The sequence below is a fragment of the Trinickia caryophylli genome (assembly GCF_034424545.1).
Classification (GTDB): domain Bacteria; phylum Pseudomonadota; class Gammaproteobacteria; order Burkholderiales; family Burkholderiaceae; genus Trinickia; species Trinickia caryophylli.
The window spans coordinates 3,794,498-3,809,633 of sequence record NZ_CP139970.1 but is presented as its reverse complement, the minus strand read 5'-3'; the positions used below and the strand labels follow the sequence as shown (position 1 = coordinate 3,809,633).

The 15,136-nt window shown below is 65.5% G+C and carries 14 protein-coding genes; 9 read left to right on the top strand and 5 right to left on the bottom strand.

The features are described from left to right. Nucleotides 1-77 precede the first annotated feature (77 nt). Complete coding sequence (locus tag U0034_RS17250) at nt 78-737, bottom strand: hypothetical protein (RefSeq protein ID WP_085227111.1); 660 nt, start codon at nt 735-737, stop codon at nt 78-80. A gap of 452 nt (nt 738-1,189) precedes the next feature. Between U0034_RS17250 and U0034_RS17245 the strand changes: the two genes are divergently transcribed. Together U0034_RS17245 and U0034_RS17240 are read left to right on the top strand one after the other, a co-directional pair. After that, a complete protein-coding gene (locus U0034_RS17245; RefSeq protein ID WP_085227107.1) occupies nt 1,190-1,927 on the top strand; it encodes a LysM peptidoglycan-binding domain-containing protein in 738 nt (245 codons plus the stop codon). Next, the gene (locus U0034_RS17240) at nt 1,915-2,373 is read left to right on the top strand and encodes a lysozyme inhibitor LprI family protein (protein WP_085227105.1); all 459 of its coding nucleotides are present in this window, start codon (nt 1,915-1,917) and stop codon (nt 2,371-2,373) included. Before U0034_RS17245 ends, U0034_RS17240 begins: the two co-directional genes overlap by 13 nt. Nucleotides 2,374-2,428: 55 nt before the next feature. On the opposite strand, the gene U0034_RS17235 is transcribed toward U0034_RS17240, so the two are convergent. The 4 genes from U0034_RS17235 to U0034_RS17220 form a co-directional block, all read right to left on the bottom strand. Beyond that, nucleotides 2,429-2,656 carry a sulfurtransferase TusA family protein gene (locus tag U0034_RS17235; protein ID WP_085227103.1) on the bottom strand — a complete coding sequence of 76 codons (228 nt, stop codon included), beginning with the start codon at nt 2,654-2,656 and terminating at the stop codon, nt 2,429-2,431. A 155-nt stretch (nt 2,657-2,811) separates the two neighbouring features. Continuing rightward, the gene (locus tag U0034_RS17230; RefSeq protein WP_085227101.1) at nt 2,812-3,852 is read right to left on the bottom strand and encodes a Gfo/Idh/MocA family oxidoreductase; all 1,041 of its coding nucleotides are present in this window, start codon (nt 3,850-3,852) and stop codon (nt 2,812-2,814) included. Between the two features lie 100 nt (nt 3,853-3,952). Beyond that, on the bottom strand, nt 3,953-4,975 hold the full coding sequence (iolG, locus tag U0034_RS17225; protein WP_085227099.1) for an inositol 2-dehydrogenase: 1,023 nt from the start codon (nt 4,973-4,975) through the stop codon (nt 3,953-3,955). After that, the gene (locus tag U0034_RS17220) at nt 4,968-5,849 is read right to left on the bottom strand and encodes a MurR/RpiR family transcriptional regulator (RefSeq protein WP_085227097.1); all 882 of its coding nucleotides are present in this window, start codon (nt 5,847-5,849) and stop codon (nt 4,968-4,970) included. Before U0034_RS17220 ends, iolG begins: the two co-directional genes overlap by 8 nt. A 249-nt stretch (nt 5,850-6,098) precedes the next feature. Between U0034_RS17220 and U0034_RS17215 the strand changes: the two genes are divergently transcribed. The 7 genes from U0034_RS17215 to iolB all read left to right on the top strand — a co-directional run bounded on the left by U0034_RS17215 (nt 6,099) and on the right by iolB (nt 15,056). Beyond that, a complete protein-coding gene (locus tag U0034_RS17215) occupies nt 6,099-7,172 on the top strand; it encodes a sugar ABC transporter substrate-binding protein (protein ID WP_085227094.1) in 1,074 nt (357 codons plus the stop codon). Nucleotides 7,173-7,301: 129 nt separating this feature from the next. Beyond that, nucleotides 7,302-8,477: an ABC transporter permease gene (locus U0034_RS17210; protein ID WP_085227093.1), complete on the top strand. Its 1,176-nt coding sequence runs from the start codon at nt 7,302-7,304 to the stop codon at nt 8,475-8,477. 17 nt (nt 8,478-8,494) lie between these two features. Then, the gene (locus U0034_RS17205) at nt 8,495-9,313 is read left to right on the top strand and encodes an ATP-binding cassette domain-containing protein (protein ID WP_085227091.1); all 819 of its coding nucleotides are present in this window, start codon (nt 8,495-8,497) and stop codon (nt 9,311-9,313) included. A 29-nt stretch (nt 9,314-9,342) separates the two neighbouring features. Beyond that, a complete protein-coding gene (locus tag U0034_RS17200) occupies nt 9,343-11,361 on the top strand; it encodes a bifunctional 5-dehydro-2-deoxygluconokinase/5-dehydro-2-deoxyphosphogluconate aldolase (RefSeq protein ID WP_085227089.1) in 2,019 nt (672 codons plus the stop codon). After that, nucleotides 11,361-13,277 (top strand): 3D-(3,5/4)-trihydroxycyclohexane-1,2-dione acylhydrolase (decyclizing), encoded by a 1,917-nt coding sequence (gene iolD, locus U0034_RS17195; RefSeq protein WP_085227266.1) that lies wholly within the window; start codon nt 11,361-11,363, stop codon nt 13,275-13,277. Before U0034_RS17200 ends, iolD begins: the two co-directional genes overlap by 1 nt. A gap of 52 nt (nt 13,278-13,329) precedes the next feature. Beyond that, a complete protein-coding gene (gene iolE / locus U0034_RS17190) occupies nt 13,330-14,253 on the top strand; it encodes a myo-inosose-2 dehydratase (protein ID WP_085227087.1) in 924 nt (307 codons plus the stop codon). Then, complete coding sequence (gene iolB / locus U0034_RS17185) at nt 14,253-15,056, top strand: 5-deoxy-glucuronate isomerase (RefSeq protein ID WP_085227085.1); 804 nt, start codon at nt 14,253-14,255, stop codon at nt 15,054-15,056. Before iolE ends, iolB begins: the two co-directional genes overlap by 1 nt. Nucleotides 15,057-15,136 lie beyond the last annotated feature (80 nt).

Sequence of the window (15,136 nt, the reverse complement as noted above, 5' to 3'; positions counted from 1 at the left end):
GGCCGCGCTCAAGCGCGGCTTGCGCGGCGGGCCGTCCGGGTTTCCCCCGGAACGGCCCCGCCTCTCACCACCGATAATCAGAATCGATAAGTCACGCCCAGTTTCACGATCGGATAGAAGCGGAAACGGTCGACCTTGTCGCGCAGCTTCTGCTCTTCGGCCGCCACGTTCGCGGCCCCCGCCTCGGCTACGATGGCCGGCGGCACATCGAAGTCGAGATGGGGCCGCCCGTAGGCCACGCCCGCATCGAAGAAAAGCCCCCATCCCCGCTTGCCGTTCGGCGTATGGCCGAAACCGAGCCCGAGGTACGGGCGCAGCGTCGGGTAAGTCGCCTTCGCATGAATCTGCTGGCCAAGCGCGGGATAGGTGGTGCCGTTGATCGTATAGGTGCCCGACGTGGAGGTGGCGGTTGCGTCCACGTTATCGCCGCCGATCAGCACACCGGCCGTCAAGCGGAACCCGACCGTCGCCGGCGCGGGAAAGAAATCGAGGTAAAGGCCGCCATGGTGAAGGTTGAGCGTCGCATCGTAATGAAGATCGCCGGCATTGAAATCATGCGATAGCGCGAATCCATTGAATTCGGCGCGTGCGCCAAGCCGCGAATTCAGCATATGGCCGTAGCCGATGCCGAGACCCTCGGTGCCGAATTGTCCATACACTTCCTGCGTGGCCTGCGCGTGCGCGCCCGCCGCGGCGAGTGCAAGCACCGCGGCGGCCACACCGATTCCCGTTTTCATGTTTCCCCCCACTGTCCATCCGCATGCGCCGCGCGCCGGGCACGGCAAGCCGGTCCGGCCGATGCGCTGACAGCCCTGCTTCGATTAGCCGCTCCTGCACCGGACGGACGCCGTGCGCAACGCATGCCACATGCCCACTTCATGGGGAATCGGTTCGAGCCTTTTTGGGCGCCTGGCACCGCGTGCGCGCAGTCGCGCCGAGGCAATTCGCGAGATTTGCGGGTAACCGTTTTGCCACGCATGCAAGCCAAAAATACGTGGCACTACGATTTTCCGGAGGAACCGGCGATAACGACTTTTCTGTTTCAGAACCGCTTCCTTGAAACGGAATCCATAAAGCCGTACCATCGCAATCCGTTTTTATTCGATATTTTGACCGGGGCGACCCGCCGGCATCAGATGGGTACCGTCAAACAACGAATGATGGTGCGACTTCATTAAAAGGACCGATCATGGCCGCTCAACCGGAACAAACCGGCTTCGAGAAATGGAAAGCCACCCTGGACAAAGCCGTCGGGGACCCGAAATGGAACGAGCATGACTGCGACATCCGGGCGGCGGTGACGGAATTCAACAGTCATCTGAGCGGCACCGCCGGCTATGTCGCGCTCGATTGGCGGCTCATCAAGGCAATGGCATGGACCGAAACAGGTGCCGCGCGCGACGAATGGAACACGAAGCCCATGCAGATCGGCGTACCCGGCGATCCGGGCCTGACGTCGCTGCTCACGGGCAACGAAGGCGGCGACCTGATTCTGCCCCCGGCATGGAAAGCGCGATTGACGGTCGCTTCGGTCAAGAGTCTTCCCGGCCATAACATCCGTGCCGCTATCGGCTACCTGCTGATGCGCATGGCCAATTTCGACTACAAAACGGTCCCGGCCGCGGATACGAAAGTCTATGAAGTCAAGGTCAAGCCGGGGGACTCGTTCGACAGAATCGCCAAGGCACAAGGAACCACGGTGGACATGCTGAAAAAAGCGAATCCCAAGGCTGCCGTCCTTAAACCCGGCGAGGTCCTTCAGTTTCAAAAGGCATCGACGGCGCGCGTAATCACGAGTTGGCGTGCGATCTCCACGGCATCGATCGCCCAACGGTACAACGGCGGCGGCGATCCGAATTACGCCAAAAAGCTCGAGTACGCACTCAATCTCGTTCGGCAAGTCAAGGAGACGGCATGCGCGCAATGAAGTGGACGGCGTTGTGCGCGATGGCAATGGCGCTGGGCGTCACGCTTGCACCCGGCGCGACGGCGGCCGATTCGCCCGCCCTTCAGGACGAGCATGCCATTCGTGAAGCCTGCAGCGGCGAATCCGAGGCCGGCATGCGCGAGTGCCTCGCCAAACGAGCGGCAGACAGCGACAAGAAACTGAAGCAAGCCGAGCAAAAGGCGCTCGATGCGGTTTCGAAATGGGACGAAGACGGCAAGTACATCCGTCTGGCGAGAAACGAGCTTCAATCTTCGGGGAAAGCCTTTACTCAGTATCGCAAAGCGCAGTGCGATTTTGCCGCATCGTTGGGCGGCGGAGCGATCGGCAATGCGCTCGATATGAGACGGTTCGCCTGCGAAGCCGAGCTGAACGAGCGCCGCGCCGAGCAATTGCGCGCCGCCGTGCAGGATTTGCCACGCCGTTGAGGTCGCATCGATGCCGGGATAGCCATCCGCATGCGCGCGCGGGTGGCACCGCGCTTCAGCGCCGCCGCATCAAAAAAACGAACGTCTTGTCCTGCGTAGCGGTTTCGACGATCTCGTTGCCGGTTTGCTTCGCAAACGCGGCAAAATCGCGCTGGGAGCCGGGATCGGTGGCGAGCACTTTGAGAATTTGCCCGCTTTGCATGTCCGCCAGGGCTTTTTTCGCGCGCAGAATCGGCAGCGGGCAATTGAGCCCGCGTGCATCGACTTCCTTGTGAATTTCCATCGGTGATCGACCTTGATTGGGAAGATGCGAACCGACAGGCTGCCGCAAGCCGGGCAGATGCCGAACGCGAGGCCGATTTTACCGCACCCGCAACAACTCACGCGCTGACGACCGCGCCCCGATGGCGCGGCCGCTCCCGCCGGGCCGCTTCCCCACTAGAGCGCGACCGGTTGCCCGCTTTCGAGCGCCTGACGCAGCGCGTGCCCGATACGCGTCGCCTCGAGCGCATCGGCCAGACTCGCGCCGGCGTCCGCCCGCGCATCGCCGCGCACCGCGCCGACGAACGCTTGCGCCTCGCGCAGGAACGCCTCCTCGAAACGGTCGAAGAACGTCGGCGTGCATTCGCTGCGCACCCCGCTCTCGTCGTAGATCTCCACCCGGCTCGCGCGCGGAATATGTCCGATCGCGAGAGCCCCGGCCGTGCCGATTACTTCGCTGTGCGTATCGTTGCCATGCGCCATCGTCCGCGACGCATAGAAAACGGCGAGCCGGCCATCTTCGAATTCGACGACACCCACGCCGTTGTCCACGTCGCCGCACGCGCGCAGGCCCTCGTGCAGCGCGATCGTGCCCGTTGCATAGGCCCGCGTGGCGCGCGCGTTGCCGAAAAACCAGCGCGCGACGTCGATATCGTGGACGGTGCAATCGAGAAAGATTCCGCCCGAAGTCGGGGCGAAACGCACGAAGAAGCCCTCGGGATCGTTCTTGTCCGTCGTTTGCGAGCGCACCATGAAAGGACGCCCGATCGTGCCGGCGGCGACTTTCTCGTAAGCGTCGCGATAGCTCGGATCGAAGCGCCGCATGAAGCCGATGATGGCCTGCAACCGCGGATGCTCGCGGGCCACGGCAAGCACACGTTCGCATTCGTCCAACTCGAGCGACAGCGGCTTTTCGCAGAACACGTGTTTGCCCGCGCGCAGCGCCGCGACGATCTGCCCGGCGTGCAGCGACGAAGGCGTGACGAGCCACACGGCGTCGAGCTCGCCATCCGCGAGCATCGCGTCGTAATCGGCATACAGCCGCGGTGCCGGCAACGCATCGCGCGCCCACGCGCGTTCCTCCTCGACGGGGCTGCATACCGCCGCCAGCACCGCCCCCGGCACCCGGTAGGCAAGATTCATCGCATGCCGCTTGCCGAGGCGGCCGAGCCCCGCCACGCCGATCCTCACCGGCGTGCCCGCTGCTGTCGTCATCATGCGTCTCCTTTGTCGCCGTTGCCTTGTTTCAGGCACCGGACGCCACCCGCCCTGCCGGCGATCCGGCCAGGCGAACGGCGGTCCATCCTTATCGGAAGTTTCAATCCGCCGCGCCGCCGAGGCGCACGGCATGGCCCTCGCGCCATGATCGCGTGGCCGCTTCGGCCAACTCGAGCGCCTTCACGCCATCGGCAATCGTCGTGCGCACAGGTGTGCCGCGCGTGACGGCCTCGAAGAAGTGCGCGATCTCGTTGGCATAGGCAGCGCGATAGCGCTCGAGAAAGAACGCTTCGGGCAGATCGGTCGAGATGGCCGTGGCCGACCACGCCGCGACCTCGGTGGGCCGCACGTTGCCGGCCTGCAACATACCGCCGCTGCCGAGCACCTCGAACCGCTGGTCGTAGCCGTAGGCTGCGCGGCGCGACGTATTGATCTGGCAAAGCCGCCCTCGCTTCGTGCGGATCGTTACCGCCGTCGCGTCGATATCGCCCGCCTCAGCGATCGCGGGATCGGTCAGGCAACTGCCGGTGGCATGCAGCGTCTCGGCTTCGTCGTCGAGAATCCAGCGGAAGATGTCGAAGTCATGGATCAGCATGTCCTTGAAGATGCCACCCGAACGGCGGATGTAGTCCACCGGCGGCGCACCGGGATCGCGGCTCGTGACGACGAGCATTTCCGGCGTCCCGATCTCGCCGCTCTCGAGCCGCGCCTTCACCGCCGCGAAAGTCGGATCGAAGCGGCGCTGAAAGCCGATCATGCAAACCACGCCCGCGCGCTCCACGGCCTCCTTGCACGACCGCGCCCGCTCAAGCGCGAGATCGACCGGTTTTTCGCAGAACACATGCTTGCCGCGCGCAGCCGAGCGCTCGATCAGATCGGCGTGCGTATCGGTGCTCGAACAGATCACCGTGGCGCCGATCGAGGCGTCCTCGAGCGCCGCATCGGCATCGACCGCCTCGACGCCGTGCTCGCGCGCGAGCGCCGCGGCGGCCTCGCGGTTCACGTCCACCACGTACTTGAGCCGCACGCCGGGCTGGCGCGCCAGATTGCCGGCATGAATGCGGCCGATGCGGCCCGCGCCGAATACCGCGACGTCGATGGCGCCGCGTGCCTGGTCAGTCATCGTATCCTCCAATGTCCTTAGATTCTTCGACTTTGAGTTCAAGCCTGTAGGCCAGCGCGACGAATAGCGCCTGGCACAGGCAGATCGTGCTCGTCAGCGCGCGAAACGCGAACGCGCTGCCCTCTTTCACGAACAGTTGCGCGCTCGCGTAGCGCGCGAGCGGCGACAGGCGGCTGTCGGTAATGACGAGCGTTTGCGCCTGCTGATGATGAGCGACGCGCAGGCAATACTGCGTTTCGCGTCCGTAAGGCTCGAAGCTGATGGCGATCACGACGTCGCCCTTCTTGATACTGCGGATCTGCTCCCGATACATGCCGCCAAAACCCGAGACGAGATGCACGCGCTTGGAAGTGTGCTGCAGCGCATAGACGATGTAGCTCGCCACCGCGAACGAGCGCCGCACGCCCACTACGTAGATGTTTTCCGCGCGCTCCAGCATCGTGACGGCGGCGTCGAACGCATCGCCATCGAGCGTCGCATCGAGTTCGTCGAGCCCGCCGCGGCAGGCGGCGATGAATTCGCGCGCGACTGCCTGGCCCGACAGATGTCCGGGCTTGTCGTCGATCAGCTTGCGGATGCGCTGTTTGTAGGTCTGCCCCGACGCGCCCTGCCCCGCGTAGGCCTGCTTGAACACGTCCTGCAGATCGGAGAACCCGGAAAAGCCGAAACGCTGCGCGAAGCGCACCACGGCGGAAGGATGCACGCCGCAGCTCGCCGCGATGTCGCTCGTGCGATCCACCATCACACTCGAGCGATGCTGCTCGAGATACGAGGCGACGCTCTTCAACTGCCGCGGCAACGACTCGTAAGAATCGGCAACGCGCTGCATCAGTTCGTCGACGCTCGGCAACTCGTCGGTACTGTCTTCCTGCATGGCTCTTTTCCTATTCGTGTTCCATGACCGGTGTCCGGCCGCCGGGCCGCGGAATCGCCGCGCGGCGCGGGATCGGTCGATGCCGATTATAGGCGTGCCCCCATCGAAATGGAATGAATTTTCCATTTTCCAGATCAATGAAATTTTCTTTGCAATCGAGAAAGAGTTGGCCTACTCTGTTCCGTGAGCGGCCGGTCAGTCCATTCGAGCACGCTCGAGACAACATAACTTCGAAACAGGTGGAGACAAATGAGACAAGGCAACCTCAAGGCCGTGTTGAAAAAGGCCGCGTTGAAAAAGCTCGCGGCAACGCTCGCTTCGGGATTCGCGTTCGCGTTCGCACCGCTCGCCGTACCGAGCGCGCATGCCGCCGATGCGAAGTTCGTACTGATCAGCCACGCGCCGGATTCCGATTCGTGGTGGAACACGATCAAGAACGCGATCAAGCAGGCGGACGAGGATTTCAACGTTCAGACCGACTACCGCAACCCGCCGAACGGCGACTTGTCCGACATGTCGCGTCTCATCGAGCAGGCGGCCGCGCGCAACTATGACGGCGTGATCGCGACGATCGCCGACTACGACGTGCTCAAGGGCTCGCTCAAAAAAGTCACCGACAAGCACATCCCGCTCGTGACGATCAACTCCGGCACCGAGCAACAGAGCAAGGACCTCGGCGCGGTCATGCACATCGGCCAGCCCGAATACGCCGCGGGCAAGGCTGCCGGCATGAAGGCGAAGGCCGCCGGCATCAAGTCGTTCCTCTGCGTGAACCACTACGCGACGAATCCGGCCTCGTTCGAGCGCTGCCGCGGTTTTGCCGAGGCGCTCGGGGTGAACTTCAAGACCTCGACGCTCGACGCCGGACAGGATCCGACCGGCATCCAGACGAAGGTGAGCGCATACCTGCGCAACCACCCTGACACGGGTGCCGTGCTCGCGCTCGGCCCCGATTCGGCCTCGCCGACGATCAAGGCGCTCAAGCAGATGGGACTTGCCGGCAAGATCTGGTTTGCGACGTTCGACTTCTCGCAGGACATCGCGGCCGCGATCAAGGACGGCACGATCCAGTTCGCGATCGATCAGCAGCCGTACCTGCAGGGCTACATCCCGGTGGCCGTGCTCGCCATCGTCAAGAAGGAGCATGTGACCGATCCGGCGAAGATCGAGAAGATCCTGCAGGCCAACGAGAAGTTCAAGGCCCGCCTGGCCGAGTACGGACTGCAACCGGTCTACGACCCCGCGACGATCCGCTCGGGCCCCGGCTTCATCACGAAGGAAAACCTCGACAAAGTCGTCAAGTACGCGGGCCAGTACCGCTGACGAAAGAAGAAGCGGACGCGCCGCGCACGCGCGCCGTCCGCCATACGCATCAGCTTTATGGCGCGGCACGAACCGGGTCGGCCGGGGACCGCTCTCGCCGGCGAAAGCCGCGCCTCAAGGAGACATTGAATGGGCGTCGTCGATCATTTCCATGGCAACCTGCCGAAATCCGAGCAGTCGGGCGCGGCGGCGAGCGCCGCACCGGGCGCGAGCAACGCGTCCGACGAGCGCCTGCGGCGCGAATCGTGGCTCAAGCATCTGCTGAACCGCCCCGAATTCGCCGCGCTCGCGGGCACCGTCATGGTGTTTATCGTATTCGCGATCGGGGCCGGCGGCTCCGGCATGTTCAACCTCGACGGCATCATGAACTGGTCGCAGGTGGCCGCCTATCTCGGCATTCTCGCCGTCGGCGCCTGCCTGCTCATGATCGCGGGCGAGTTCGATCTTTCCATCGGCTCGATGATCGGATTCGCCGGCATGATGGTCGCGCTGCCGACCATGTACTTCCACTGGCCGATCGAGCTTGCGATCGTCTTCGCCTTCGCGGGCTCGATGGCGCTCGGCGCCCTCAACGGCTACCTCGTCATGCGCACGCGGCTGCCCTCGTTCATCGTCACGCTGGCCTTCCTCTTCATTCTGCGCGGCCTCACGCTCGCGCTCTCGGTGATGTTCGCCGACCGCACGATCATTTCGGGCGTGGGCGACGTCGCGGCCCAAAGCCCCCTCGCGCACGCGCTCTTTCAGGGCGTGGCGTTCCATGACGCCTTCCGCTGGCTTGCGCGCATCGGCATCGTCAAGCTGCTCGACAACGGCGAGCCCCTCGTGCCGGGCGTGCCGAAAGTCATCGTCTGGTGGTTCGCGCTCGCGGCGATCGGCGCCTTCACGCTCGCGAAGACACGCTTCGGCAACTGGATCTTCGCCGTCGGCGGCGATGCCAACGCCGCCAAAAACGTCGGCGTGCCCGTGCGGCGCGTGAAGATCCGCCTCTTCGTATTCACCGCCTTCTGCTCGTGTCTGTTCGCCGTGCTGCAAGTCTGCGACATCGGCTCGGCCGCGGCCGACCGCGGCCTGCAAAAAGAGTTCGAGGCGATCATCGCAGCCGTCATCGGCGGCACGCTGCTCACGGGCGGCTACGGCTCCGTCGTCGGCGCCTCGTTCGGCGCGCTCATCTTCGGCGTCGTGCAGATCGGCATCAGCTATACGAACATCGACTCGGACTGGTTCCGCGTGTTCCTCGGCCTCATGCTGCTCTTCGCCGTACTGTTCAACCACTACGTGCGCACGCGCGTCGCGACGTCGCGCTGAGCACCGGAGGAGAAGACATGGCCAACAACGAACGTCAGGCAGAGCGCGGCGGCGACGACATCATCCTCGCGCTCGAGAACGTGAGCCGCTACTTCGGCAACGTGATCGCGCTGAAGGACGTCACGCTCGAGCTGCGGCGCGGCGAGGTCCATTGCCTGCTCGGCGACAACGGCGCCGGCAAGTCCACGCTCATCAAGACGCTCGCCGGCGTGCACGCGCCAAGCGAAGGCATCTACCGCGTGGACGGCAACCCCGTGCACTTCAGCTCCCCGAAAGACGCGCTCGATCTCGGTATCGCCACGGTCTATCAGGACCTCGCGCTCGTGCCGCTGCTCTCGGTCGCGCGCAACTTCTTCATGGGCCGGGAGCCGCAAAAGAAACTCTTCGGCCTGGTGAACGTCATGGACGTCGAGGCCGCCGCCACGATCGCGCGCGACAAGCTCGCCGAAATGGGCATCAACGTGCGCGACGCGAATCAGCCGATCGGCACGATGTCGGGCGGCGAGCGGCAATGTCTCGCGATCGCGCGCGCGATTCATTTCGGCGCGCGCGTGCTGATTCTCGACGAACCCACGGCCGCCCTCGGCGTCAAGCAGAGCTTCAACGTACTCAAGCTCATTCATAAAGCGCGCGAGCGCGGCATCTCCGTCATCTTCATCACGCACAACGTGCATCACGCCTACCCGATCGGCGATTCGTTCACCCTGCTCAACCGAGGACGCTCGATGGGCACGTTCACGAAAGAGACGATCAGCAAGGAAGCCGTACTCGACATGATGGCGGGCGGCGCCGAGATGCAAAAGATGATCGCGGAGCTCGACGGAGCCACGATCTGACGCGCCCCACATTTCAGGACTATCCATTCATGGCTGCCACTCAAGATATCCCCGACGCAACCGCTGCCTCCGAGAGCCGCTTCGCGCCCGGCCGCGCGCGCGACGTCATCTGTCTCGGCCGGCTGGCTGTCGATCTCTACGCCGAGCAGATCGGCGCCCGGCTCGAAGACGTCGCGAGTTTCGCCAAATATCTCGGCGGCTCCTCGGCCAACATCGCATTCGGCTGCGCGCGCCTCGGGCTCGCCTCGGCCATGCTCTCGCGCGTCGGCAACGACCATATGGGCCGCTTTCTCACCGAAACGCTCGCGCGCGAAGGCTGCGACGTGAGTCACACGCGCACGGACATGGAGCGACTGACCGCGCTCGTCTTGCTCGGAATCAAGGACCGCGATACGTTTCCGCTCATCTTCTATCGCGAGAACTGCGCCGACATGGCGCTCGACGAAAGCGACTTCGACGAGGCGTTCATCGCCTCGAGCAAAGCGCTGCTGATCACCGGCACCCACTTTTCGACCGAGCGCGTCAACCGCGCGAGCCGTCGCGCGCTCGACTACGCGCGCCGCAATCGGGTGCGCACGGTGCTCGACATCGACTATCGTCCCGTGCTCTGGGGTCTGACCGGCAAGGCCGACGGCGAGACGCGCTTCGTTGCCGACGAAAACGTCACGGCCCATCTGCAGGGTATCCTGCCGCACTTCGACCTCGTGATCGGCACCGAGGAAGAATTCCGCATCGCCGGCGGCAAGCACGAGCTCGTCGATGCGCTCAAGATGGTTCGCACCGTGACGAGCGCCACGCTCGTCGTCAAGCGCGGGCCGCTCGGCTGCACGATCGTCGAAGGCGCCGTGCCGGCCGATATCGACGACGCGCCGACCCACGGCGGCACGCAGGTGGAAGTGCTCAACGTGCTCGGCGCGGGCGACGCGTTTGCCTCCGGGTTCCTCTCCGAATGGCTGCGCGACGCGCCCCTCGAACGCTGCGCGAGCACCGCCAACATCTGCGGCGCGCTCGTCGTTTCGCGCCACGGCTGCGCGCCCGCCATGCCAACGCCCGCCGAGCTCGACTACTTCCGCGCCGCCGCCGCGCGCGATCCCATCCGGATGCGACGCCCCGACCGCGACGCCGAACTGGCACGTCTGCACCGCGTGAGCGTCAAGCGTCAGGCTCGCGAGGAAGTGCTCGGCTTCGCGTTCGACCATCGCAATCAGTTCTTCGAACTCGCTCAGCAAACGGGCGCGAACGAGGCACGGATCTCCGAGCTCAAGCAGCGCTTCGTCGAGGCCGTCGCACAGACGGAAACCGCGCTCGGCCTCGAAGGCCGTATCGCCGTGCTCATCGACGATCGCTATGGCCAGGATGCGTTGAACGCGGCCACGGGCCGCGGCTGGTGGATCGGCCGGCCGGTGGAACTGCCGGGCTCGATGCCGCTCGTATTCGACCACGGCCGCTCGATCGGCACGACGCTCGCGAGCTGGCCGCGCGAGCACGTCGTCAAATGCCTCGTGCAATACCATCCCGACGAAACCATCGAAGTGCGCATCGAGCAGGAAGCGCAACTGCGCGCGCTTTACGATGCCGTGCAGGCCAGCGGCCACGAACTGCTGCTCGAGGTGATTCCGCCGAAACGACCGAGCCTGCCCGATGCACCCGACACCGTGTTTCGCGCGCTCAAGCGGCTCTACAACCTCGGCATTCGACCGGAGTGGTGGAAGCTCGCGCCGTTGCCGGCACAGCAATGGCGGGCGATCGATGCGCTCATCGCCGAGCGCGATCCCTATTGCCGTGGCGTGGTGCTTCTGGGCCTTGCGGCCGGCGTCGAGGAACTCTGCGCCGGATTCGTTGCGGCCGCCGCATCGGCCACCTGCCGGGGCTTCACCGTCGGCCGGACGATCTTCCACGAAGCAAGCCACGCCTGGCTCGCCGGGGAGATCGGCGACGCCGAACTCATCGCGAGCGTGCGCGGCAAGTTCGAAACGCTGATCGCCGCATGGCGAGCGGCGCGCGCCAACACGCGCTCCCCGGCGAGCGCGCGACGGGAGGCAGCGTGATGAATGCACCCGATACCGATCCGATCGCGCGGCAAGGCGCCGCGCAAACGGTGCGCCTCACGGCCGCGCAGGCACTCGTGCGCTATCTCGCGGCGCAGCGTGTCGTGCTCGAGACCGACGACGGGCGCGCGGAAACAGTGCCGCTTTTCGGCGGGGTTTTCGCGATCTTCGGGCACGGCAACGTCGCCGGCATCGGCGAAGCGCTCTATCACCATCGCGACGAGCTGCCGACCTACCGCGCGCACAACGAGCAGGCGATGGCGCTCGCGGCGATCGCCTACGCCAAGGCGCACTTCCGTCGCCGCATGATGGCCGTCACGACGTCGATCGGCCCGGGAGCCACGAACCTCGTCACGGCCGCCGCGCTCGCGCACGTGAACCGGCTGCCCGTGCTGCTGCTGCCGGGCGACATCTTCGTCTCGCGCGCGCCCGATCCCGTCTTGCAGCAGGTCGAGGACTTCCATGACGGCGGTGTATCGGCCAACGACACGTTGAAGCCGGTATCGCGCTATTTCGATCGCATCATGCACCCCGCGCAGTTGCTCACGGCGCTGCCGCGCGCGATGCGCGTGCTGACCGATGCCGCGGTGTGCGGCCCGGTCACGCTTGCGATGCCGCAAGACGTTCAGGCGATGGCCTACGATTTCCCGGCCGCGTTCTTCGCACCGCGCGTCGTCACGTTCCATGCGCCGTCGCCGAGCCCGACCGAGCTCGACGCCGCCCTCGCCCGCCTGCAGCAGGCGAAACGCCCGATGATCGTCGCCGGCGGCGGCGTGCTCTACAGCCACGGCGCCGCGAGTGCGCTGCGCGCGTTCGCCGAGCGGCACGGCATTCCCGTCGGCGAAACGCAGGCCGGCAAGGGCGCGCTGCCGTGGGATCACCCGCTGAACGTCGGCGCGGTCGGTGTGACGGGCGCCACGGCCGCGAACGCCCTTGCGCACGAGGCAGACTGCGTCATCGCCGTCGGCACCCGGCTGCAGGACTTCACCACGGGCTCGAATACGCTCTTCACGCAGGCCGACATCGTCTGCCTGAACGCCAACATGTTCGATGGGATCAAGCAAAGCGCCACGCCGGTAGTAGCCGACGCCTGCGCCGCACTCGAAGCCTTGACGGCATGTCTCGGCGAATGGCGCGCGAGCGATACGTGGGCGGAGCGCGCGCGCGCGCTCGCCGTCGACTGGCGCGAGATCGTCAGACAGCGCACACACGCGCCGCAAACAGACAAGCTGCCCTATGACGCGGATGTGATCGGTGCGATCCAGCGCTCGGCCGCGCGCTCGCCCGAGGACGACATCGTCGTGTGCGCGGCGGGCACGCTGCCGGCCGAGTTGCACAAGCTCTGGCGTGCAGGCCGCCCGGGCGCCTACCACGTCGAGTACGGCTACTCGTGCATGGGCTACGAGATTGCGGGCGGGCTCGGCGCGAAACTGGCCCGGCCCGGGCGCGAAGTGATCGTCGTGGTGGGCGACGGCAGCTATCTGATGATGAACAGCGAGATCGCGACATCGGTCATGCTCGGCGCGAAGCTCATCGTCGTCGTGCTCGACAACCGCGGCTATGGCTGCATCAACCGGCTGCAGCAGGCTTGCGGCGGCGCACCGTTCAACAACCTGCTCGACGATTGCCTGCAAGGCCCGCACGGCGCTCCGCCGGTCGACTTCGCTGCCCATGCGCGCGCGCTCGGCGCCGCGGCCGAGCATGTCGCGAACGTGGCCGGGCTGGAGGCGGCGCTCGCGCGTGCCCGCGAGGCCGACCGCACTTCGGTGCTCGTGATCGACACCGACCCGGCGCGCACGACCGACGACGGCGGCTGGTGGTGGGAAGTGGCCGTGCCGGCAGTGTCGGCGCGCGAAGCCGTGCGCGCGGCGCGCACAAACTACGAGGCGCAGCTCGCTGCTCGCGAGCAGCGTTGATGGGACCGGTCGAGATCGACGGCCCGATTACATTGAGCGATAGAGGATTCGCATGACTGCTTTCGAAGTCCGCATCGGCATCAACCCGCTGTCGTGGATGAACGATGACCTGCCCTCGCTGGGCGGAGAAACGCCGCTCGAGGTCGCGTTGACCGAGGGACGGCAGATCGGCTACCAGGGGTTCGAACTCGGCAACAAGTTTCCGCGCGAGCCGGAGGCGCTCAAGGCGCTGCTCGCGAAGTACGATCTCGCGCTCGTATCCGGCTGGTACTCCGGCCGCCTGGCCGAGCGCAGCGCCGAGGAGGAGATCGACGCCGTGGGTCCGCACCTCGAGCTGCTGGCAAAAAATGGGGCGACGGCGATGGTCTACGGCGAGGTCTCGGGAACGATCCAGGGTTCGCCCGCGCCGCTCTTTCAACGTCCGCGCTTTTTCACCGACGCGCAGTGGGACCGCTACGCCGAGCGCCTGGACCGCTTCGCGCGCTACACGCTCTCGCACGGCGTGCGCGTTGCCTACCACCATCATATGGGCGCCTATGTCGAAACGCCGGCCGACGTCGATGCGCTCATGCAGCGCACGAGCGACGCCGTGGGTCTGCTGCTCGACACGGGCCATATCACGTTCGCGGGCGGCGAGCCGCTTTCGCTCATCGACAAATACGGGCCGCGCATTTGCCACGTTCATTGCAAGGACGTCCGGCCCGCCGTCGTCAAGCTTGCCCGCAATCGCGACTGGAGCTTCCTCGAGGCCGTCATCAACGGCGCATTCACGGTTCCGGGCGACGGCGCGGTGGATTTCGCCGCCGTCATCGACCGCCTCAAGCGGATTGGCTATCGCGGCTGGCTCGTCGTGGAGGCGGAGCAGGATCCCGTCGTCGCGCCGAGCTATGCCTACGCCGAAAAGGGCTACCGCACGCTGCGCGCGCTGGCCGACGCGCCGTTTCCCGCATCGGCGCAGATCAAGGAGGTGGCGTAATGAGCCTGCTCGTGAAAGCCCAGCGCGAGGGTATGACGATCGCCCGAGTGACACCCGAATCGGCGGGCTGGCGCCATGTCGGCTTCGCCGCCTACCGCCTCGCCCAAGGGGACATCGCGAACGTGCATGAAACGGCGCGCGAGGTCTGCATCGTGGTGCTCTCGGGCGCCGTGTCGATCGACGCGGGGAACGAGCGCTTCACGAGTATCGGCTCGCGCGACAGCGTGTTCGAGGACGCCGCGCCCTATGCGCTCTATCTGCCGCCCGACGTTCGCGCCACCGTACGCGCCGAGCGGGCAGCCGAAATCGGCATCGCGAGCGCGCCGGGCGAGGGACGCTACGGCATGCGGCTCATCGAGCCCTCGCAGATGAAACGCTCCGTGCGCGGCAAGGGACTCAATACCCGTTACGTCTGCGACATCCTCCCGCAGACAGAGCCGGCCGAGTCGCTGCTCGTCGTGGAGGTCAGAACGCCGGGCGGACATTCGTCGAGCTATCCGCCGCACAAGCACGATGCGGACAACATTCCGCTCGAAAGCGCACTGGAGGAAACGTATTACCACCGTCTGAACCCGCCGCAGGGTTTCGCGTTTCAGCGCGTCTATACCGATGCGCGCGATCTCGACGAATCGATGGCCGTGGAAGACCACGACGTCGTGATGGTGCCGCGCGGCTACCATCCGGTCGTGGTGCCTTACGGCTACGACTCGTACTATCTGAACGTGATGGCGGGACCACAGCGCGTCTGGCATTTCAAGAACGATCCGGCGCACGACTGGATCATGCAGCGCGATGCCGGGTGACGTGGCGCAATGCGGGGCGCTCGCCAATCGGCGAAACCGAGAATTATCGGTCTCCCGGCCCATGCGACGTCGAATTACAG

Coding starts and splice junctions, on each gene's coding strand:
- U0034_RS17250 (WP_085227111.1), bottom strand. CDS start 737: ATGAAAACGGGAATCGGTGTGGCCGCCGCGGTGCTTGCACTCGCCGCG.
- U0034_RS17245 (WP_085227107.1), top strand. CDS start 1,190: ATGGCCGCTCAACCGGAACAAACCGGCTTCGAGAAATGGAAAGCCACC.
- U0034_RS17240 (WP_085227105.1), top strand. CDS start 1,915: ATGCGCGCAATGAAGTGGACGGCGTTGTGCGCGATGGCAATGGCGCTG.
- U0034_RS17235 (WP_085227103.1), bottom strand. CDS start 2,656: ATGGAAATTCACAAGGAAGTCGATGCACGCGGGCTCAATTGCCCGCTG.
- U0034_RS17230 (WP_085227101.1), bottom strand. CDS start 3,852: ATGATGACGACAGCAGCGGGCACGCCGGTGAGGATCGGCGTGGCGGGG.
- iolG (WP_085227099.1), bottom strand. CDS start 4,975: ATGACTGACCAGGCACGCGGCGCCATCGACGTCGCGGTATTCGGCGCG.
- U0034_RS17220 (WP_085227097.1), bottom strand. CDS start 5,849: ATGCAGGAAGACAGTACCGACGAGTTGCCGAGCGTCGACGAACTGATG.
- U0034_RS17215 (WP_085227094.1), top strand. CDS start 6,099: ATGAGACAAGGCAACCTCAAGGCCGTGTTGAAAAAGGCCGCGTTGAAA.
- U0034_RS17210 (WP_085227093.1), top strand. CDS start 7,302: ATGGGCGTCGTCGATCATTTCCATGGCAACCTGCCGAAATCCGAGCAG.
- U0034_RS17205 (WP_085227091.1), top strand. CDS start 8,495: ATGGCCAACAACGAACGTCAGGCAGAGCGCGGCGGCGACGACATCATC.
- U0034_RS17200 (WP_085227089.1), top strand. CDS start 9,343: ATGGCTGCCACTCAAGATATCCCCGACGCAACCGCTGCCTCCGAGAGC.
- iolD (WP_085227266.1), top strand. CDS start 11,361: ATGAATGCACCCGATACCGATCCGATCGCGCGGCAAGGCGCCGCGCAA.
- iolE (WP_085227087.1), top strand. CDS start 13,330: ATGACTGCTTTCGAAGTCCGCATCGGCATCAACCCGCTGTCGTGGATG.
- iolB (WP_085227085.1), top strand. CDS start 14,253: ATGAGCCTGCTCGTGAAAGCCCAGCGCGAGGGTATGACGATCGCCCGA.